This is a genomic window from Vibrio sp. HI00D65 (assembly GCF_001635455.1).
Taxonomy (GTDB): Bacteria; Pseudomonadota; Gammaproteobacteria; order Enterobacterales; family Vibrionaceae; genus Vibrio.
In genome coordinates, this window is sequence record NZ_LWEH01000244.1 from 1 (window position 1) to 19753 (window position 19753).

20 protein-coding genes and 1 pseudogene are annotated in these 19753 nt (G+C 44.2%); 4 read left to right on the forward strand and 17 right to left on the reverse strand.

Features of this window, described 5'->3' with window-relative positions; all coding sequences use genetic code 11:
• The 15 genes and pseudogenes from A3712_RS28915 to A3712_RS16880 all read right to left on the reverse strand — a co-directional run.
• Nucleotides 1–91 (reverse strand): annotated as a pseudogene (locus tag A3712_RS28915) (flagellin); the annotation flags it as partial.
• A gap of 636 nt (nucleotides 92–727) precedes the next feature.
• On the reverse strand, nucleotides 728–1864 hold the full coding sequence (locus A3712_RS16815; protein WP_004739699.1) for a flagellin: 1137 nt from the start codon (nucleotides 1862–1864) through the stop codon (nucleotides 728–730).
• 418 nt (nucleotides 1865–2282) lie between these two features.
• Nucleotides 2283–3473, reverse strand: coding sequence for a flagellar hook-associated protein FlgL (gene flgL / locus A3712_RS16820; protein ID WP_063524363.1), 1191 nt, complete (start codon nucleotides 3471–3473; stop codon nucleotides 2283–2285).
• A gap of 8 nt (nucleotides 3474–3481) precedes the next feature.
• Nucleotides 3482–5362 carry a flagellar hook-associated protein FlgK gene (gene flgK, locus A3712_RS16825; RefSeq protein WP_063524364.1) on the reverse strand — a complete coding sequence of 627 codons (1881 nt, stop codon included), beginning with the start codon at nucleotides 5360–5362 and terminating at the stop codon, nucleotides 3482–3484.
• A gap of 211 nt (nucleotides 5363–5573) precedes the next feature.
• Nucleotides 5574–6491: a flagellar assembly peptidoglycan hydrolase FlgJ gene (gene flgJ, locus A3712_RS16830; protein WP_063524365.1), complete on the reverse strand. Its 918-nt coding sequence runs from the start codon at nucleotides 6489–6491 to the stop codon at nucleotides 5574–5576.
• Between the two features lie 10 nt (nucleotides 6492–6501).
• Complete coding sequence (locus A3712_RS16835; RefSeq protein WP_008218243.1) at nucleotides 6502–7593, reverse strand: flagellar basal body P-ring protein FlgI; 1092 nt, start codon at nucleotides 7591–7593, stop codon at nucleotides 6502–6504.
• A gap of 94 nt (nucleotides 7594–7687) precedes the next feature.
• A complete protein-coding gene (flgH, locus tag A3712_RS16840) occupies nucleotides 7688–8464 on the reverse strand; it encodes a flagellar basal body L-ring protein FlgH (protein WP_063524366.1) in 777 nt (258 codons plus the stop codon).
• Between the two features lie 89 nt (nucleotides 8465–8553).
• Complete coding sequence (gene flgG, locus A3712_RS16845; protein WP_004739713.1) at nucleotides 8554–9342, reverse strand: flagellar basal-body rod protein FlgG; 789 nt, start codon at nucleotides 9340–9342, stop codon at nucleotides 8554–8556.
• A 21-nt stretch (nucleotides 9343–9363) separates the two neighbouring features.
• Nucleotides 9364–10113 carry a flagellar basal-body rod protein FlgF gene (flgF, locus tag A3712_RS16850; RefSeq protein WP_063524367.1) on the reverse strand — a complete coding sequence of 250 codons (750 nt, stop codon included), beginning with the start codon at nucleotides 10111–10113 and terminating at the stop codon, nucleotides 9364–9366.
• Between the two features lie 251 nt (nucleotides 10114–10364).
• The gene (gene flgE, locus A3712_RS16855) at nucleotides 10365–11669 is read right to left on the reverse strand and encodes a flagellar hook protein FlgE (RefSeq protein WP_063524368.1); all 1305 of its coding nucleotides are present in this window, start codon (nucleotides 11667–11669) and stop codon (nucleotides 10365–10367) included.
• Between the two features lie 49 nt (nucleotides 11670–11718).
• On the reverse strand, nucleotides 11719–12432 hold the full coding sequence (flgD, locus tag A3712_RS16860; protein WP_004739717.1) for a flagellar hook assembly protein FlgD: 714 nt from the start codon (nucleotides 12430–12432) through the stop codon (nucleotides 11719–11721).
• A 17-nt stretch (nucleotides 12433–12449) separates the two neighbouring features.
• Nucleotides 12450–12863, reverse strand: coding sequence for a flagellar basal body rod protein FlgC (flgC, locus tag A3712_RS16865; RefSeq protein ID WP_004739718.1), 414 nt, complete (start codon nucleotides 12861–12863; stop codon nucleotides 12450–12452).
• A 4-nt stretch (nucleotides 12864–12867) separates the two neighbouring features.
• On the reverse strand, nucleotides 12868–13263 hold the full coding sequence (flgB, locus tag A3712_RS16870; RefSeq protein ID WP_063524369.1) for a flagellar basal body rod protein FlgB: 396 nt from the start codon (nucleotides 13261–13263) through the stop codon (nucleotides 12868–12870).
• A 255-nt stretch (nucleotides 13264–13518) separates the two neighbouring features.
• Nucleotides 13519–14346 (reverse strand): protein-glutamate O-methyltransferase, encoded by an 828-nt coding sequence (locus tag A3712_RS16875; protein WP_008218231.1) that lies wholly within the window; start codon nucleotides 14344–14346, stop codon nucleotides 13519–13521.
• An 11-nt stretch (nucleotides 14347–14357) separates the two neighbouring features.
• Entirely contained in the window at nucleotides 14358–15284 is a 927-nt protein-coding gene (locus tag A3712_RS16880) for a chemotaxis protein CheV (protein ID WP_063524370.1), read from the reverse strand.
• Between the two features lie 77 nt (nucleotides 15285–15361).
• Here A3712_RS16880 and flgA point away from each other — a divergent pair, with 77 nt between their 5' ends.
• The 3 genes from flgA to A3712_RS16895 all read left to right on the forward strand — a co-directional run bounded on the left by flgA (nucleotide 15362) and on the right by A3712_RS16895 (nucleotide 17089).
• Nucleotides 15362–16108, forward strand: coding sequence for a flagellar basal body P-ring formation chaperone FlgA (gene flgA / locus A3712_RS16885; RefSeq protein WP_063524371.1), 747 nt, complete (start codon nucleotides 15362–15364; stop codon nucleotides 16106–16108).
• Nucleotides 16109–16285: 177 nt separating this feature from the next.
• Nucleotides 16286–16603, forward strand: a complete 318-nt coding sequence (gene flgM, locus A3712_RS16890) for a flagellar biosynthesis anti-sigma factor FlgM (protein ID WP_004739724.1) — start codon at nucleotides 16286–16288, stop codon at nucleotides 16601–16603.
• Nucleotides 16604–16663: 60 nt separating this feature from the next.
• A complete protein-coding gene (locus tag A3712_RS16895) occupies nucleotides 16664–17089 on the forward strand; it encodes a flagella synthesis protein FlgN (protein WP_063524372.1) in 426 nt (141 codons plus the stop codon).
• A 249-nt stretch (nucleotides 17090–17338) separates the two neighbouring features.
• Here the strand turns inward: A3712_RS16895 and flgP are convergent, their stop codons facing one another.
• The gene (gene flgP / locus A3712_RS16900) at nucleotides 17339–17770 is read right to left on the reverse strand and encodes a flagellar assembly lipoprotein FlgP (protein ID WP_004739728.1); all 432 of its coding nucleotides are present in this window, start codon (nucleotides 17768–17770) and stop codon (nucleotides 17339–17341) included.
• Nucleotides 17771–17779: 9 nt separating this feature from the next.
• Nucleotides 17780–18415: a FlgO family outer membrane protein gene (locus A3712_RS16905; protein ID WP_063524373.1), complete on the reverse strand. Its 636-nt coding sequence runs from the start codon at nucleotides 18413–18415 to the stop codon at nucleotides 17780–17782.
• 192 nt (nucleotides 18416–18607) lie between these two features.
• On the opposite strand from A3712_RS16905, the gene A3712_RS16910 reads away from it, so the two are divergent.
• A complete protein-coding gene (locus A3712_RS16910; RefSeq protein ID WP_063524374.1) occupies nucleotides 18608–19741 on the forward strand; it encodes a flagellar assembly protein FlgT in 1134 nt (377 codons plus the stop codon).
• The last annotated feature ends 12 nt before the right edge of the window (nucleotides 19742–19753 follow it).

A 19753-nucleotide genomic window follows, 5' to 3' on the forward strand; every position in this document is an offset into this window, starting at 1 on the left:
GCTCCATTGATGTTTGTTGTGCGCTGTTTGCGTTGTTTAGGTAACGTTGCGCAGTCATCGCTGAAACGTTGGTATTTACATTCACTGCCATGGTGATTTCTCCAATTGATTTTCCGGTATTGCGGTTTCCGACGTCTCGGAAAACCAAGTAGTTCTCTCAAAGTTACTTTTAATAACGGCTCGAAAATCAGAAGCTTTAGAAAAACTTTTAAAAAAACTACAAAAAATTATTAACCATAAAACTTTCAATAACTTAAAATATTAAACTTTCTAAAATAACTACAGATTTTTGTTATTGAGAGCATGTAGGTTGTTTAAAAAACGTTCAAACTAGCTTTTTAGTTAGCCTATGTACAGAAATGATCAATCAGCAAAATTCATGGCTGTAGGCAAAAAGGTGGGCTGTTTTTCACAAAGTCCTCAGAGAAAATTGAAACTAGCAGAGCGAGAAAACGAATAAAGATCGTTAGAAGGGAAAATAAAACACAATCTGCAGAAAGGAAAAAGCCCCTTTTCCTTTGAGAGAACCGGGGCTAGTTGGCGCGTCAGAGCCTGTGTGGAGATCATCGAGAAATGAACACATTTCCGACTCGCCGTTGCATTCTTACCGTAAAAATGGATAGCAGGTGAGAGATGAGAGAGCTAAACACTCACTAGTAAGTATGCTTGCCAGTTTCCCTTGCTGCATGGCTCACGTCTGAACACGAGCAGCAAGTTCAACCAATAACTATTGCAATAGTGACATTGCAGAGTTAGGCAATTGTTTTGCTTGAGCAAGTATTGAAGTACCTGCTTGTTGCAGAATTTGTGATTTGGTCATTTGCGTCGTCTCTTTAGCAAAGTCCGTATCTTTGATTCGGCTGTTTGAAGCGTCTACGTTCTCTTGAACGTTTGCCAAGTTATTAATACTGTGGCTTAGACGGTTCTGTTTCGCACCCAAATCAGCACGCTGTGAATCTACGTACTTCAATGCAGAATCAATAACGCTGATAGCGTTCTGTGAACCAGCAACACTTGTTAGACTGATATCTTGAACTGATGTTGCACGGCCTTCGCTCTTAATTCCAAGCTCAGATGCCAAGCCACCAGAGATAGACATCGCACCATCTAGGTCTGGTTCTGCTACGAATAACTGTAAACGACCGTCATCAGTAACCGATGCATTTAGTAAGTCAGATTGACCATTAATGTAAGTCGCTAACTCTTCAATATCGTCTCCAGCTTTAGTTTTGATATCTAGAACGATGTCTTCACCCGCTTTAGTTTTGAATTCAAACTTAAGGTCGCTCGCCGTTGGCGGCACTTCCCAGTTCTTATCTTTCGCGTTTTCTGAATCGAAAGTAGTACCACCCATACGGTAGTCATCTGCACGGATACTTGTCAGAGCCATGATCATTGCTTCACCAGAGTTAGAACCGATCTGGAATGAAGCTTCACCGAATGAACCGTTCAGTAGACGACGACCACCAAACGATGTGGTTTCCGCGATACGGTTAAGCTCATCTTGAAGTGCCATTGACTCTTCATTCAGTGCTGTACGCTCTGCCGGCGAGTTAGTGCCGTTTGATGATTGAATCGCTAGATCACGCATACGTTGTAGTACGTTAGTCGATTCGTTCATCGCACCTTCTGCTGTTTGAGCAATCGAAATACCGTCGTTGGCATTACGCATTGCCACATCAAGACCACGAGACTGAGCCGTTAGACGGTTCGAGATTTGCAAACCTGCCGCATCATCTTTCGCGCTGTTGATCTTGTGACCAGATGACAGACGCTCCATAGAAGTCGCTAAGTCATTAGACGCTTTATTCAGGTAACGCTGCGCTGTCATTGCGGAAACGTTAGTACTTACATTAACTGCCATTTTGCTCTCCTTATGAGTTCGCAAGCTCTCTGCGAAGCGGCCAGCTTTACTCTCATATGGATAAGCACTGACCGTATGTTACTCAATAAACCTTATACAAGGTTTAAGATCTGTATTAATCATTTATAACCAACACAGATACAAGTTGTATGCCAAGTTTAATTTTGAGTAAATAATTTTTTTATTTACCAATAATCAGAAGCTTACAGAAAATTAAACGCGATTATGATTGTTTACTTTTAGAAGATGAAACTGCCCTCATCCTCTTGTTGCCGTTTTTTGCCGCTATATCAAGAAACATTATGCTTCGTACGAAAAAGCGGCAATTTTGAAGTCATTCGCACGTATGGCATAGCACATAAGGCAAAGAATCGACTCCGTAGTATTTAGTCGTTCACCACTAAATACCGATTAATCATTAAATATAATTAAACAAGGTTAGGTCTTTTGTCTTACCAAACGCTTGCTGTGAAGCTTGCAGTGCTCGAGAGTTTTCATTGAATTCAATGATAGCTTTCGAGTAATCCAAATCTTCAAAGTTGCTTTTCGCTTTCGCTAAAGACAACTTAAAGTCTTCATGTTGTTGCTCTTGAATATCCAATGTACTCAAACGGGCACCGACGTCTGTTCTTGCTTTCGTTAAGTGAATAAACGCAGCATGGAACTCTTCCGTCATTTGGTGCAGTTTTGCCGTTGCCGATGCATCGGACACTGGGTTTTCTACCTGCTCTGCCGCTTCTTTGAACGTATCAAAGATCGAGAATGTCTCTCTCGGCTCTAAGGTGATCGAATCACCCTTGGTAACTTGTCCTTTAAACTGAATGTTTAACCCTTCGTAGACAATACCAGTCGCAGGGTCAAAATCTTCAGCAGCAACCACTGCGCCATCTTTTTCAAGTTGGTACGCAAACTTACCAGTCTGCATATCAACAAAGGTTACTTTATAAGTAGAACCATCTTCAGCGCTGTTGGTTGCGCGGCCAAGCAGTAACTCAGATGCGGGTTCAAGCTCGTATTGAGGCTGGTAATCACCGAATGGGTTATCTATTTCCATAAATAACTTACTACCCGGATCATTCATCGCCATTTCAAAACTGCTTGCAACACGCATCTTGCGCTGATAGTCATCGCCTTGATACGTCACCGTTCCTTCGTTATCACGAAAGAAAGGTTGGCTTTTCGGCTTGGTACCGGCAAATGTATAGTTGCCAGACTCGTCTTGAGAGTTTGCTAAGTACAAGAAGTTATTCGCTAACTCTTGGATTTCACGCTTCTTCGCTAAACGGTCTTCAGGAGAAAGTGCACCGTTGATCATTTCCATTACGGTTCGCTTTGCCTCATCAGCAAAACCTTCCGAGTTGGCGATTAGTACCTCATGGTGCTCAAGACGGTTCCTGACTAGGGTAATAGCATCAACGTATTGCTCTAGCTGCTCTGATTGCTGGCCGATATTTTGTAAATAATGCGTCGCTAACGGGTCATCACTTGGCGACTGTAACTTTTTACCGGAGGCGAGCTGCGCTTGGTTGTGATGCACCTTATTCTCTTGGCGGCGCAAGTCATTTTGTACTGCCTGATAATTATGGAAGCTGGAAATACGATTCAACATTTACAATTCTACCTCAGAGCCAAAATAGTATTAAACGTGTCGTTAGCAGCTTGCATGATGCGTGAAGAAGCCATATAAGCTTGTTGAAACTTCATCATGTTTGCCGCTTCTTCATCGAGGTTGACCCCCGAGATTGAAGCAATACGCTCTTGGGCAGACTGCTTTTCCAACGTCGCAATTTCACTTAAACGATTAGCCGTTGAAGACTTCAGACCCGTATTAGTATTCAGGTTGTGGTAAAGGTCTAAAATCGTAGACTCACCATCGTTCAAAACTTTTTCGGTTTGAAGATCTTGAAAATTACGTAAGTTGCCATTGTCACCCTCTGATGGTACAAGGTTTGCCGTAAACTTATCGTTCGGCACAGCTCCCGCTGTTAGCTCAAAGGTCGTACCGTTAATCGTCACAGGCCCTTGTGGTGGGTATGGCTGAGGCTGCATTAAGATGTTGCCCTTGGGATCCGTCACTGCAAATTGCTCACCTTTTGGGGACACAATCACTTCAAATTCACGTAGCTGACCCGCCTCAAGGATTTTAAACCCAGCTGTGCCCTTGGCAAACGTCGTGGACGCTTCATAGCTTTGTGCAGCAATATCTTTTGGATCTGTGGTTGTCACATGGACCTGCGCAGCAAAATTACGCGTTGGACGCAGTAACAGCTTTTCACCAAGTTCGGGGGGATTACGAATTTCAACGCGCATACCATCAAGGTAAAATGCGTTGCCGCTTGAATCTGTACTCACTTTGACCGTTTCGCCACTTGGCTTGGTCACCACGTAATCACTACCATCGTATTTAAGACCGTACTCCCCACCTTCTAAGTCAGAAGTATCATCAATAAACACAGCAACATCCGCTTTGGATTGCCCGCTTGTCGTCACACGAGATTTTGCCACCAGCTCAGAGTTCACATCAGTAAATAAATTCTTACCCACGTTACCATTAAGATCTAAACCTTGTTGTTGAAAGGAGTTAACCTTATATGAAAAAGCTGTTGCCAAGCGACCAAGCTCATCCATGATCGCTGGGATATGTTCATCTCGCATATCTAACATGGCACCAATTTTTCCATCAATATCACTACTAGTGATCGGCTTTAAAGACTTACCTTCAACAATCGCTAATCTACGCTGGTGTGCGTCAGGTAAACCATCCACCATTTTTAACTGGCTTGCCTCACTACCTGATACTAAGGTGTGACCGTTACCGATATGGACATTGAAGCCTTCGGCATTTGAGCGCGGCGTCACTGTTACTTTGGTATAACCAGAAAGCTCATTGATTAGCTTTTCGTGCTTATCTCGCAAGTCATTGTGCGGCCCAGGGGTTCGCATCATCAGGCGTTGAACATCACGAATCTCGATCGCGAGTTGGTTGACTCGTTCGATACCCATATCTAATTTTTTATTCGTAGAATCAGACTGTTGTCGAACCGTCTCATGAAATTCATTCAGCGTTTTACTGAGTAGCTCGGCTTTTTCTAGTACGACCTCTCGTGCACCAACGTCATTCGGTGTATCGGCTAAGGTTTTAACCGAGTCAAACCATTCATTTAAGTTTTCTGGAATCTTCTTCGAAGCCACGGAAGACAACATATTCGACAGCATATCCAAGTTGCCTTGAGTATCGCCTTTGTTGGCGGCATTAGTTGTCGATAGGTTAAGTTCATTGACGGCAAATTGATCCCAAGAGCGGCGAACATTTTCCACATGCACACCCATGCCGTAGGTTTGACCACCGTACTGGCGCGGGTCATTAACACCTTGAATTACAGATTGGCGGCTATAGCCCTCTGTATTGGCGTTAGAAATGTTATGACCTGTGGTGTTTAACTGTCTCTGAGCAGTAAGAACACTTTGTGCCCCTACATTCAGAAGATCCGACGCCATAATGCCCCCAAAAAACTTAACAAAATCAGGATAAACTGATTAACTACCAGTTTAAAAAGCAATATATATGCCAACAGATAATGAAGAGAATCAAAAGGCGCTAATTCATTGAAGTATATAGAGATAATTATATGTGGTGATGTTAAATCTCATGCGGCATATAAGAAAAGAGCCTGCTACTGGCAAGCTCTAGATGTTCAATCGATATGACCTAGTTCATTTCATCAATCTTAGCTTTAACTCGCAATACCTTATCCGCGTAGTTAGGGTCGGTTGCGTAGCCTGCTTGATGAATACCTTTGATGAAATTCTCTGAATTACCTTGGTGCTGCAGCGCCGTTTCGTACCTTGGGTTTTCATTCAAGAACTTCACATAATCGTTGAAGCTGTCTTCAAAACTAGAGTAAGAACGGAAAGAGGCCGATTCTTTAACGGCAGTTTTACCATGGAACTCGAGTGTTTGAGTTGCCACTTTATCGCCTTTCCAGCTTCTGTCTGCTTTGATGTTGAACAGGTTATTACTGTTGCCTAGAGAGTTCTTGACCATCTTAGAGCCCCAGCCTGTTTCCAGTGCCGCTTGAGCCAATAATAGAGATGAATCCACACCAAGCGCGCTTGCCGCTTTTTCTGCGTAAGGCTTCATTGAAGTCACAAACGATTCAGGTGAGTCGAAAGAGACCGGCTGTTTAATCGCCGATGCAGCTTGAACTTCTAGTGCTCTCTCTTCTGAATGACCTGAGAATTGAGGTCTTTGCAATGATGTATCAAAGCCTTCGCTACGAACCTTACCTTCTGTCACGTCGTTAGATTGGCCGGCACTTAACTGTGCCACAATCATATCCGCAAGGCCTAGCGAACCATTCGCACTGAGCTCACTCGCCATTTGGTCATCTTGCATTTGGCGGTAGAACTTTTCGTTCTGGCTGTTCAACATATCCGATTTAAAGCTAGAGTTCGCATCACGCATCGACTTAAACAACATTGAGGTGAAAATCGCTTCAAACTGTTTTGCCGCTGCGGTCAATGCTTCTTTCTCACTGCCCTCTTCACCGTTTACTGCTTGTTGACGAAGACGGTCTAGGCTACCGATGTCATGAATAAAGCCGATGTCGTTGTTATTCTTAATCATGCTCTATTCCTTAGATAATGATCAGCTGACCTTCAATCGCACCCGCTTGTTTCAGTGCTTGAAGGATCGCCATTAAATCAGAAGGTGCTGCGCCGACTTCGTTAACCGCTCTAACCAAATCGTCCAATGTTAGACCAGGTTCGAACTTGAACATCTTGCCATCGGCTTCAGTGACTTCGATATCAGAGTCTGGAACCACTACCGTTTGACCGCCAGAGAATGCATTCGGCTGACTTACATTTAAGTTTTCTTTAATCGCGACTGTCATACCACCGTGTGTTACTGCAGCCGCTTTTAGGCGCACGTGCTTACCAACCACAATGGTACCAGTACGAGAGTTAACGATGATTTTCGCAGAGCCTTCAGCTGGATCAAATTCAATGTTTTCGATCGCCGATAAGAAAGCCACACGTTGGCTGATTTCTCGAGGTGCACGCACTTTTACAGACGTCGCATCAACCGCAGACGCCATTTGCGGACCTAAGAAATTATTAACCGCATCAGCCATGCGCTGCGCTGTTGTGAAATCGGATTGGATTAGGTTGAATGTGATGTAGTCACCACGGCCGAATGGCGTTGGGATCTCTTGCTCTACCGTTGCACCACTAGAGATGATACCGACGTTAGGGTTATTGCCGACAATCTTAGAACCATCGTTACCCTGAGCACTAAAGCCACTGACCACTAAGTTACCTTGCGCCACGGCGTAAACCTGACCATCCAGACCTTTTAGGAAGGTTTGTAGCAAGGTACCACCACGCAGACTTTTTGCTGAGCCAATTGAAGATACTGTTACGTCAACTTCCTGACCTTGCTTAGAGAAAGCCGGCAGTTCAGCGGTAACAATTACTGCCGCTACATTTTTGGTTTTTGGCTTAGTGCCAGGCGGCAATTGAATGCCAAAATTTTGCAGCATCGCGTTAAATGTTTGATCGGTAAAGGGAGTTGTCTCACCGGTACCCGGTAAACCCGTGACCAAACCATAACCGACAAGTTGGTTACTACGAACACCCGCCACTTTTGCCACGTCTTTAATACGCGCAGCATGGGCACTGGTGGCAAGAAATAGCATGCCGAATAGTACGAGTGTCAGTTTTTTCATTGAGTAACCTGTCTGTATTGCTTTAATTAATAATGACTTAGCGAGATGTTGTTGCGTAACGCGGTATGTCAGTATGTCGACGCCCTCTCAAGCTCTACAGAGATACATTAAAGAATCGTGCCAAGAATCCAGGCTCTTGCATATCTTGTTGCACTCCAGTACCTGAATACTGGATTCGTGCATTAGAAACACGGTTTGAAGCGATGGTATTATCGAAATCAATATCGTCCGGACGGATAGTGCCACTTAGGCGGATGTACTCATCACCGGTGTTCAATGTCATCCATTTTTCACCACGCACCACTAGGTTGCCGTTAGCGAGTACTTCAATCACTTCCACAGTAATGTAACCACTGATGCTGTTGCTCTGATTAGCGGATGCATCACCTGCGAAAGTATTGGTGTTACTTAGGTCGTACGAGAAGTTGTACTTGTCTATTGTTAACTCTTGACCACCAACAGCCAAAGGCTCCATTGATGAGTCATTCGACTTAGACATATCTGCATTGGCTTTTTTCGTCGCACGAGTATTTTCATCCAATGCCACAGTAATGATGTCACCAATACCGCGAGGCTTTGAATCATCGTACATACTGCCAATATGGTTTACGTTGAATAGTGAGCCAGTTGCCGCTGCATAATGCTCTGGCTTCTGTTTTGGATTGATTGGCGCCCATGCAGGATCACCTGCAACAGGATCCGTTCGACCGCGAAGCGTATCAACAATGCCTGAACTTTCTTGAGCAGATTTATCACCTTCTACCGCATCAACCACTGTGGTCGCGTTCTCTTCTGCTGGCGTCTCAATTGGATCCAATACAGAACAACCGCTCATAGATAAAAACAGGGCTAAACAAAAAATACGTTTCATGGCGATATACTCTCAGCAAGTCGTGGCAAATAGTAAGCCGTGACAAACACGTCAATTAATACGAAACAAGTAAGCGGTGAATTAACCGATTACAGCTGTTGGTTAACAAAGCTCATCATCTTGTCTACCGACGAGATAACTTTCGAGTTCATTTCATAAACACGTTGAGCTTCGATCATATTCACAAGCTCTTCAGTTACGTTTACGTTCGATGTTTCTAGCATCGACTGGCGGATATTACCTAGGCCATCGAAGCCAGGTACACCTTCTTGTGGATCACCACTCGCCCCTGTCGGCAAGTAAAGGTTTTGACCTACTGGTTCTAAACCACCTGGGTTTACAAAATCAGTAATGGTGATTTGGCCTACAACAACGTTGTTTTGCTCACCACGTAGGCGAACCGATACTTCACCGTCGTTACCTACTGTCACTGAGATGGCATCTTCAGGTATAACGATTTCTGGTTGTAACGGGTAACCTTGACCCGATGTCACGATTGCGCCGTCACCATTCAATGTGAACTGACCATTGCGGCTGTAACCTGTTTCTCCGTCTGGCATTTCAACTTGGAAGAAACCGTCGCCTTCAATCATCATGTCGAGGCTGTTAGACGTAGTCTGCGCGTTACCGTGTGTGTGAACCTTTTGAGTCGCAACCACTTTAGAACCCGCACCTAGCATCAAACCACTTGGTAACTCAGTGTTCTGAGACGACTGACCGCCAGGCTGGTTGATATTCTGGTAGAACAGATCTTCAAATACCGCACGGCTCTTTTTAAAACCAATGGTCGAGGCGTTGGCAAGGTTGTTTGAAATCGTTGAAATATTGGTTTGTTGGGCGTCTAAACCTGTTTTACTTACCCATAATGCTGGATGCATAGCAGTTTCCTTTAAATTCTATTAGCTCATACGAAGCAGTGAATCAGACGACTTGTCCATTTCCTCTGCTGTGCTCATCATCTTGACCTGCATTTCAAACTGACGTTGTAAGTCAATTAGGCTGGTCATTTCACCTACGGCATTTACGTTACTGCCTTCGATAGCACCTTTTAGCAACGTCACCGCTGCATCTGCTTCGTATGCCTGATCTGGGTTTTTCGAACGGAATAGACCATTCGTATCTTTAAACAAACTTTGATTGTCTGGACGTACAAGTTTAATGCGATCAACGACCTCTAGTTCCTCAGCTGGAGCGCCTTGAGGAATGACTGAGATCGTACCGTCTGTACCAATTTCGACTTTACTGATTGGGATAGGTAATGTGATTGGCGCATTGTTTTCGCCCAATACCAAATAACCACTTGCATTGGTCAACAAACCGTTTTGGTCAACCTTTAGGTTACCGTTACGCGTTAAACCTTCACGTCCAGTATTATCCATTACCGAAATCCAACCATCACCTTGAATAGTAACGTCAAGATCACGACCAGTGGTAACCACACTACCTTGTGCAAAATTATGTCCCGGACGCTCTGTCATGCTGAAAACACGAGTAGGCATACCTTCGCCATACGCTTGCATTGAACGCGCTTGTGCTAAATCAGCACGGAAACCCGTTGTACTTACGTTAGCAAGGTTGTTTGCACGTAGCTGCAAAGCTTGCATATTTTGCTTAGCGCCACTCATGGCAAGAAACAGTGCGCGATCCATAATTTTGCTCCAAAAATCATCTTCCCGGGCTAATAAAGCAAACACTGTGCCAACTTTTATAACTGTTATTTATCAACAATTTAAATAGAAAACAAACAAGAAAGGTGATCACAAAAGGATCATTGAGGAAGAATTGTTGCCAGTGGCATTAGCGGGCGGCAATAAGGGCGGCAAATAAAAAAGCAAACGACAATACCCAATTCAATAATATTGAATTGGGTATTCGCAGATGATTCAAACGTTTGAAACGATTAACGAATCTGAAGAATATTCTGTTGTAGTTGGTTGTGTACTTCTAGAGAACGAGAGTTCGCTTGGAAGTTACGTTGCGCAGAAATCAAATCAACCAATTCTTGAGTCATATCGATGTTCGACTGCTCCAGGGAGCCATTATTGATACTACCAAATGAACCTTTGTTAGATTCACCCCAGATTTTGTCACCCGAGTCGCTAGTAGAATCCCACTGAGTACCGCCTTTCTTATCGAGACCTTGCTCGTTTGGTACGCGAACTAGGCCTACACGACCAAGCATCACGTTTTCACCATTTGAGTAAGTACCTAGAACACTGCCGTACTCATCGAAATCGATTTTGGTTAAGAAACCTGTTGTAGCACCATCTTCATCAAACTTAGTTAATTCAAACGGAGCCGCAAACTGGGTTGAAGAATCTAGACCGAATTTAAGCACTTGTGTTGGATCTGCACCATTCAGATCGACAGGATTAGCACCTGCACCTAGAGGTTCCGAGTTAATCGGTTGACCACTGTTTAGGCTTGCTAACGTACCGTCATTGTTGAACTTCATTGTGTGACCAACATGACCTTGAGCATTCGTTGCATCACCACCAGTGATGTTGATTGGCTTCTCGCCAGTCTCATCAGACACAGTGTAGTAAGTCTGCCAAGTGTTTGGTTGCGTTTGATCTTTGAGATAGTAAGTCGTTAACTTGTAAGACTGCCCCATAGAATCGTATACCGTCGAAGACGTTGCACGGTTATAGGTATCAGCATCTTTGAAGTTAAATGCAGCCGGATCTTTAAGGTCACCGTTTGCAGGGAGGTTAACCCCTACTTCAATGTTTTCTGTCTGTTTTGGTTTACCAAATTCAGCCGGAATGTCGAGAGGCTTTGGCGCATAAGAAAGAACTTCACCCGAGTTTGGATCAACATCGTAACCTAAAAGAAACTCATCGCTAGCCGTAACCATGTAGTTGTCTTTGTTTAGGTGAAATGCACCATTACGAGTTAGTTCGTTAATCTCCGGCACCATACGGTCTTTCGCTACCGCAAAGAAACCTGTACCACTTACGCGTAGATCCATTGGGTTGTTTGTATAAATACTTGAACCTTCGTGGAACTGTTGCGCCACTTGGCTAGCTTGCGCACCACCACCTGACGTCGTTTTTGCGTTTGTGAACAACGAGTTTGAGTAAACATCGCCAAACTCAGCACGAGACTCTTTAAAGCCAAACGTGTTTGCGTTCGCAATGTTGTTACTGGTTGTATTCAGGTCTAATTGTGCAGCGGATAAACCGCTTAAAGCTACATATGACATTCCAATATTCTCCTAATCTATCTAGCTAGCATGTTCACTCACCTAAGAGCTACGCTTTACCAACTTCTAGTACTTCAGCAAGTCGTACTGGCGATGTAAAACCAGCCAGATTGAGTAGTACGTTGCCATCACCCTTACCAAGAAGCACACTGTTCACGTTCGCATAGCTGGAAACTTGGAACTCTGTGTTCTCGCCATCCAGTAAACCCGACGCTTTCACGTTATATTTACCAGCCGGCAATGGGTTACCGTCTTCGTCTTTTCCGTCCCATTCAACACGTGTATCGCCTGCTGGTTTAGATCCGATATCAAAAGTGCGAACTAACTGGCCAACTTCGTTCTCAACACGGACCATAACGTTGTCCATCGCTTGAGGAAGCTTAACCATTGCCGCCATACCGCCATCACCTTGCTTTACACCTGCCGCACCAGGAACCAATACATCACGACCGACCAAAGAGGAGGCCTGCAGTGCTTGGTTAGAGGTCATCGATGAGTTCAAGCTTTCAAACTGTGAATTCATTTTGCCGATGCCATCCACGGTCGCAAATGAAGCCATTTGCGCAATCATCTGGTCATTACTAACCGGCTTAAAAGGGTCTTGCTGTGCTAATTGCTTAGTCAACAAAGATAAGAAATCTTCTTGCTTAAGATCCTGCTTACCTGTTGTTTCGTCGGGCTTCTTAGCGCCATCTTGAAGACTCTTCAGCTGGTCAACATAGGACAAGCCGCTTTGACCAACATTGTTGTTGATTCCAGCCATATGCTACCTCCTTATCCTTATTGACCCATCTGCAGCGTACGCAGCAGCATTTGTTTACTCGAGTCAGCAACCTGTACGTTCGTTTGGTACGCACGTGATGCCGAAATCATGTTTGCCATCTCTTCCATAACGTTCACGTTTGACTTGTAGATGTAGCCTTCGTTGTTCGCTAATGGGTGGTCTGGGTTGTACTCCGCGCTCAGCGGCTTATCGCTTTCTACGATACCTAATACTTTCACAGGCACAGTGTGGTCACTGTTGCGTGCTCGATTTAACTCAGCGCCGAACACTGCGTGGCGGGCTTTGTAAGTTTCTTTAGCAGAACTACTCACACTGTCCGCGTTTGCAAGGTTGCTTGAGGTCGTATTTAGACGAACAGATTCAGCACTCATCGCAGAACCAGTCACATTGAATACATTAAATAAGCTCATCTAATTATTCCCCTTTAATCGCTTTAGTTAAATTCTTGAACTTACTTCCTAGGAAGTCGAGAGAGGCTTGATGCCTAATTTGGTTTTGCATGAAAAGGTTTCTTTCCAAATCCAAATCAACCGTGTTGCCATCTCCTGTATCAGGTTGGGTAGGAATTCGATACTTCGTTTCTCCATTCACCGTCGTTTCGGCAGAAATGTGCCGACCGTCTGTGCGGCTAAGACCAATGCTTGCCCCAGAACTTGCCGCTTGCAGTGATTTCTTGAAGTCTAATGCCTTTGCTTTATACCCAGGCGTGTTCGCTTGCGCGATATTGGTGGAAAGCACCTCAGCGTTACGCTCACGTACACCAACAGTGTGCTGGTGAATACCCAAAGCATTGTCAAAAGAAATAGCCATCTAAACCTCAACTCAAGAACTGACTGTTATGAAATAACCAAAGCAATATGTATACCAACTTTTAAAACAAAGTGGTCTATTTATGCTTTTACAGGTTACTCGTGGGTAAACTTGTAATATACAAGCCAAAAAATAGAGTAAATTGGAATGTCACTCTGACTTAAAGATATAGGCTATGCAGGAAAAAGAAAACCCAGCACTTGGCTGGGTTTTGAAATTGTTTAGTAACGTCATACCTTATTTAGGTGACGGCAATTACTTCAATTTGTAGATGATACCTGGGTTACAACGAACCATTTCGAAGCGGTCGGTTAAACCAGTTAACGACTCAGACGCACCCAGAAGCAAATAACCACCCGGGTTCAGGCTGTTCGCCATTTGGTTCAGCACTTTAGATTTCATCTCTGGAGAGAAATAAATCAGTACATTACGACAGAAAATAATGTCGAATTTACCTAGCAGTGCGTAACTGTCCATCAGGTTTTGAGGACGGAAGTTCACCATTCGCTTAACGTTGTCTTTCACTTTCATGCGGCCATCGCCTGCATCTTCAAAGAAAGTACGGCGACGCTCTGGAGAAAGACCACGACCTAAAGCAAGATTGTCATAAGCGCCAGTGCGGCACATATCTAACATGCTTGCAGAGATGTCCGTTGCGGTGATCGATACATTTGGCAACATACCTGGCTTACGAGCTTGAGTTTCAAGCACCGTCATTGCCATTGAGTATGGTTCTTGGCCTGAAGAACTTGCCGCAGACCAAATCTTAATAGGACGTTTATTTGCCGCTATTTCCGGTAGAAGTTTATCCGCAAGCACAGCAAACGGATAAGTATCTCGGAACCAAAGTGTCTCGTTCGTCGTCATAGCATCCACTGCTGCCACTCTCAACTCACGGTTTCGGCCCGTCACTACATCTCTCAATAAATCAGACAGCGAAGCTAGGTTAAACTTTGCCACTAATGGGCTTAGGCGGCTGCGCACTAAGTACTGTTTGCTGTCACCTAATACAATGCCACATTGAGATTCTAAGAAACGGCTGAAATCGCGATACTCTTGATCACTTATTGTTATAGCAGTCATTAATGTCTCTTTTAGTTAGTTAAAGCAGCTTTAACGGCTGCACCAAGCTCATCAGGGTTGAATTTAGCAATGAAGGAGTTCGCTCCCACACGCTCAACCATGGCTTGGTTAAATACACCACTCAATGATGAGTGTAAAATTACGTATAAATCTTTTAGCTCAGCGTGACGGCGAATCTCAGCAGTCAGCGTATAACCATCCATCTCTGGCATTTCGATATCCGAGATCACCAATGAGATCTGATCGTAAATGCAGCCCTCTGCTGACATCTGCATCAGTTTTTCGTAGGCTTCTTTGCCATCTTTCACGGCAATCACTTCAAAACCAATCGACTCAATAGCGCGTTGAACCTGTTTACGTGCAACGGTTGAGTCATCAGCAATCAAGATACGGCGAACAAGTTCTTTTTCCTGTTCTACTTCTGCGATTTCTTCAGCGATCTTGCTGTCCATGGTTTCATCAACAGGCGAAATTTCAGCTAGGATTTTTTCAACATCAAGAATTTCAACTAACTCATTGTCGATGTTAGTTACCGCTGTTAAGTAGTTCGCTTTACCAGCGCCATCTGGCGGCGGGAGAATCGATTCCCAGTGCATGTTAATAATGCGCTCAACGGAACTGACCAAGAAACCTTGGATGGTTCGGTTAAACTCAGAGATAACTACAAAACACTTTTCAACATCCGTTGTCGGACGGCCACCAATCGCTAAGCTCAAGTCAATCACAGAGATCGTTTGACCACGAATGTGTGCGACACCTTTAACCAGTGGGTTTAAATTTGGCATCTTCGTCAACTTAGGGCATTGAAGCACTTCTTTTACTTTAAAGACATTAATGCCGTAACGCTGGCGCCCCATTAGGCGAAAGGTTAGTAATTCTAATCGGTTTTGACCGACGAGTTGCGTACGCTGATTCACCGAATCAAGAATACCCGTCATGAGCTCATCTCCATATCAAACTTTTTTGTATAAAAAGTGTTAGTCTACTGCAGGCTACGAACCACCAGAGAAACGGAATGACGTATTATAAAATAAATTTGCCATCTCTTTCCATAGCAATGTGTAGAGCTACTTTTAAAACTGTCGCTAAGTTTATCGGCATTTTATCAATATTGTTTAGTTTTTTTGTACAAGCTGCGACCCCAGAACAAATTGAGATGATTCAGTCTGCGGCACAGCAGCACATCCTTGATACGGTTGAACAACCTCTAGGTGGCGAACTCCTTGTAAATTCAGCAAATATTGATTCGAGGATCAAAGCGACGGACTGCCCTATTCCTTTGGAGACCAGTGCCTCAACCACCACCAATACCCGAAGCAGCATTACGGTTTTAGTACAGTGTGTTCCTGATGAGTGGCGAGTTTATGTACCTGTAAGGCTCTCTATGTCAGTGCCCCTTGTCACGACTTCACGCGCACTCGCAAGAGGCGAAGTCGTCGGACAATACGACGTAACCACCGCGATGATTTCTCTTAACAAATTTCGTCGCCAAGGCTTCACAGATCCAGAGCAAGTTATCGGCGCCAAGGTAAAAAAGAACCTAAGGCCGGGTGACGTTGTCGAAAGAGGTGATATTTGTGTCGTATGTCGAAACGAGAAGGTTATCATACAAGCGCTAAAAGGTGGCATGACCATTACAACTAAAGGCACAGCGCTAACTGATGGCTCTATGGGTGATCAAGTAAGAGTGAAAAATGATAAATCGCAGCGTATAATCGAAGGTATTGTTACCAACATGTCTGAAGTCACGGTTTACTTTTAACTATCTACTTCTCAATTGGCGGTACCGTTAGCATTTTGCTCTCGACTCTAGCACTGAAATACGTAGCTTCAGTGTTTTGTCCCTTTTCGACTAAAGAGCGAAAAATTGCTAAAGTAATTGAACCCTTGGTCGATATTGACTGTACAGGTTCCCATTCTTGAAGAAAAAGGCTTAACTATGGCAGGCATTGATAACATTCGTTCAGGGCAAACCCTAACGACCACCAACCGATCAGCAGTCCGCTCTGATTCTAGTTCTGAGGCATCACGCTCTGATGTATCAACTAAATCACCGGCGAGCAAAGACGCGGTTTCACTTAGCCAACAAGGCAAAGCAATAGGCCAACTTCACCAAGACATGGCAGCAAATCCAAGCTTTGACTCGGTAAAAGTTGCAGCAATCAAAGAAGCGATCGCGAACGGTTCATATACAGTTGACCCAGAAAAGCTGGCCGACAATATGATCAAGTTCGAAAACGAATTAAAAGGTCTTTAAGCACTCCCTTCATTTGAGTGGTTAACTTAAATCACACGAGATTATTGATAGGTTTACGTTATGGCGGCACTAGCAGATTTAGTTAATTTCCAACTTCAAAATGCCAAAGCCTTATCTGAATTATTGAGTTCAGAGAAAACCGCTATTACGAGCCGACAGTCAACGGATATTGAGCGAATTGCCAAGGAAAAAGTGGTCCTTGTCGAACAGCTAAGATCAACCGATCAACGCATTGCTGCCCATAGCAATATCTCAGAACTGACCGAGAATCCTGAACTTGCTCAGTTAGTCTCAACCATCAAGTCTATTGTCAACGATTGTCATCAAGCGAACCTGGTGAATGGCGAAGCCCTAAATCGAGCACACCTCAGCTTCAAAAAACTCAGCAACATGATGCAACAAAGCCACGGCAAGATTGGCATGACTTACAACGCTGGCGGTCAAACGCACACTATTTCAACGCTGGGAACCAACGTAAAAGCCTAGTCAAGGTACCGCTTCAACAACACTATTAGCCCTTTCCTACTTGTTTCTGTATCTGTTTTGTATCTCAGACTATCTATATTCCGATTCCAATCAAAAGACACACTCCCGAAAGTACGCCCAGAACACGATAAACAAGAAAGCGGCAAGTATTTTCATACTTGCCGCTTTCTTATTCATATGAATATCTAGTTGCCGATACGCCATCTGGAAAACGACTAGCAACCAATATCATTCATCTCTTCACAGATACTAGAAAAGTGTTTGCTGCCTCTTCTCTGGTACCGCTTGAACTTCGCCGTAGTTACGTAATTGATCCATCTTGCGAATATCCAACTGAAGCTCGGTAACGTAGCTATCGCCTACTGGGTAACTGCGCACGACTTCTGCACCACGGATAACACCATCAACCGCACCTGATGTGCGCTCTGTACCAAGGCGTTGATCTTCAAGTTCAGCACGGCCGCTTACTCGCATACCATAAACTTGTTCCGCAAGTTCGCGATAAGCATCAATCTTAGAGGCTCTCATCGCACGGATACGCTTCTCTTCATCGTTACGACCTTTTTGTTCACTGATACTCGCATAACCAACGGCAACCAAGAAATCATCTGGTCTCATACTCTGTAGTGGCTGACAGCCAACAAGTAGTAGAGCGGCAACCACAAACATTAACTTCTTCATCTCGAACTCCTAAGGGCGAAGAATAACAGTGTAAGGCTGGGTGATCGTTGGGTCAGAACGAATAATCACACCATCTTGAGTTCGAATACTGTTCAGAGTATCAAGGTCACGACCAATACGGTCTGCTGGTAAGAAGCCTTGTGCTGAAGCCACAACAATACGAGTTTGCATGCCCACAACTCGAGCATTCACGAGTACACCACCCTCTTGGCGCAGCATAGTGCCCGTTAGTACGTATTGAACGTCTTGCTCTTGAGCTAAATCTTTCCAGTCACGGCTTATCGCAAAGTCACCTTGATGAGTTACCTGAATAGAACCCGTAGTTTTAAAATCAACCACCTTGAAGCCACGACGCTGAAACTGGTGAATGAAACCTTCTGATACCGAGTTGCCAAGCCAGTTTGTTGTGTCCATGTGTTGGAGGTCTACAAACGAGGTGATCGCAATAGGCGTTCTTGCTGAGATACTGGTATTCGACACGATCAAGTCTTCTGTCATGCTTTCTACGAAGAAATCCATTGTGTGGCGAGGGCTGTCCATCAGCATAAATTGACTGCCTGGGTACTCAGTCTTACCGTTATAGATCGGCGAATAAGCGCATGATGTCAGTAACATGACACTCATTACTACGAGCCATTTTTTCATTATCTAATCTCCAGATAGTTATAGTGCGACCTGTTCTAATACGTTCTCACCATTATTCTTTTCAATGGATTACAATGTTGGAACAGTCTTTGCTTTTCATTAATGGTTAAGATTAAGAAAAACGCACTCAAGTCAGCTTCAAGCTTATAGTTATTTATTAAGCAATATTTATACCCAACTGGTAACGAATAGATGAAAAAAATAATTTCTTACTTATTTTCAATAGGTTCACTGATAATCACAAGTTTCAGTGCTCATGCCTCATGGTATGAAGTTACCGGTATAGCAACCATCGTATCGTCAGAAGAAACGGCAAGGATCCACGCGCTGGAAGACGCTGTGTACAAGGCTATCCAGTTCTCAGGAGCAGACATCGGCAGTATTGCGAACCTAACGCCTTATTTAGATGGCAAGAAAAAGGAATACCAATTTACTAACCACGAAGTACGCTACATCTTGGTTGATAAAGAGAAGAAGCGCGGTGGCAATTTAATGATCACCGCAAGGATCGACATCTACCCTTCGGCAAATGCTTGCCATGATAGACAATACAAGAAAACCTTCTTGGTGGGTAATATCGATGTCACCTCTCCACAACAAGCCGTAATGGGCAGAATCTACAACATCGGTGACGACTTCAGCCATGTGGTTGATAGACAGTTAGCCAAAGAGTCTCGCAGCTTCGTCTCTGTTGGCACTACGAACTACGACATCGATAAACGCCGACCAGAAGTGATCAAGATGATCGCACAGGATACCGGCGCACAATACATCATCGGTGGTGAGATTACTGACTTAACGGCAACCATCGAATCCAATCTATTAAAAGATGACATCATCAACCGTCAGTTTGCGTTAGAAATACAAGTATTTGATGGTAAGACAGGTCATCAGATCTACACTCGTAGCTATCGTGAGGTGGCAAAGTGGCCATTTGCTAAAACCAGTGAAGTTGACACTCGCAGTGCTCGTTTTTGGGCATCAACCTACGGCAGTATGATGCTTCGTGTAAGCCGTAATATCATGTTGGACTTAGAATCTGAAGTCTCTTGTAAGATCACGCTTCCAGAAGTTGCGGCCGTATTCGGTAATACAGTGACCATTGATTTGGGCCGAATACATGGCGTACAACAAGGTGACAAACTGCAGCTATGGCACACAGGTTCGTTTATCGACCAACGAGGTTTACCGCGCAATAAAGTCTCTCAAAGCGATATCACACTGACCGTTTCTCGCGTCTACGAGAACGAAGCGGAACTGACAATCGACCAGGCAAGCCTGGCGGGAAGCATTCAAATTGGTGATGTGATGCAGAAAATCATGTAGTTAACCGCACTC

Bases quoted from the DNA above. Each gene is read 5' to 3' on its own strand.
- flgB (WP_063524369.1), bottom strand. From the start codon at position 13,263: ATGGCTATTTCTTTTGACAATGCTTTGGGTATTCACCAGCACACTGTT.
- A3712_RS16835 (WP_008218243.1), bottom strand. From the start codon at position 7,593: ATGAAAAAACTGACACTCGTACTATTCGGCATGCTATTTCTTGCCACC.
- A3712_RS16815 (WP_004739699.1), bottom strand. From the start codon at position 1,864: ATGGCAGTTAATGTAAGTACTAACGTTTCCGCAATGACAGCGCAGCGT.
- flgC (WP_004739718.1), bottom strand. From the start codon at position 12,863: ATGAGCTTATTTAATGTATTCAATGTGACTGGTTCTGCGATGAGTGCT.
- flgL (WP_063524363.1), bottom strand. From the start codon at position 3,473: ATGTTGAATCGTATTTCCAGCTTCCATAATTATCAGGCAGTACAAAAT.
- flgM (WP_004739724.1), top strand. From the start codon at position 16,286: ATGGCAGGCATTGATAACATTCGTTCAGGGCAAACCCTAACGACCACC.
- A3712_RS16905 (WP_063524373.1), bottom strand. From the start codon at position 18,415: ATGAAAAAATGGCTCGTAGTAATGAGTGTCATGTTACTGACATCATGC.
- A3712_RS16875 (WP_008218231.1), bottom strand. From the start codon at position 14,346: ATGACTGCTATAACAATAAGTGATCAAGAGTATCGCGATTTCAGCCGT.
- flgA (WP_063524371.1), top strand. From the start codon at position 15,362: ATGACGTATTATAAAATAAATTTGCCATCTCTTTCCATAGCAATGTGT.
- A3712_RS16910 (WP_063524374.1), top strand. From the start codon at position 18,608: ATGAAAAAAATAATTTCTTACTTATTTTCAATAGGTTCACTGATAATC.
- flgD (WP_004739717.1), bottom strand. From the start codon at position 12,432: ATGGCTGGAATCAACAACAATGTTGGTCAAAGCGGCTTGTCCTATGTT.
- flgJ (WP_063524365.1), bottom strand. From the start codon at position 6,491: ATGATTAAGAATAACAACGACATCGGCTTTATTCATGACATCGGTAGC.
- flgG (WP_004739713.1), bottom strand. From the start codon at position 9,342: ATGCATCCAGCATTATGGGTAAGTAAAACAGGTTTAGACGCCCAACAA.
- flgP (WP_004739728.1), bottom strand. From the start codon at position 17,770: ATGAAGAAGTTAATGTTTGTGGTTGCCGCTCTACTACTTGTTGGCTGT.
- flgF (WP_063524367.1), bottom strand. From the start codon at position 10,113: ATGGATCGCGCACTGTTTCTTGCCATGAGTGGCGCTAAGCAAAATATG.
- A3712_RS16895 (WP_063524372.1), top strand. From the start codon at position 16,664: ATGGCGGCACTAGCAGATTTAGTTAATTTCCAACTTCAAAATGCCAAA.
- A3712_RS16880 (WP_063524370.1), bottom strand. From the start codon at position 15,284: ATGACGGGTATTCTTGATTCGGTGAATCAGCGTACGCAACTCGTCGGT.
- flgK (WP_063524364.1), bottom strand. From the start codon at position 5,362: ATGGCGTCGGATCTTCTGAATGTAGGGGCACAAAGTGTTCTTACTGCT.
- flgH (WP_063524366.1), bottom strand. From the start codon at position 8,464: ATGAAACGTATTTTTTGTTTAGCCCTGTTTTTATCTATGAGCGGTTGT.
- flgE (WP_063524368.1), bottom strand. From the start codon at position 11,669: ATGTCATATGTAGCTTTAAGCGGTTTATCCGCTGCACAATTAGACCTG.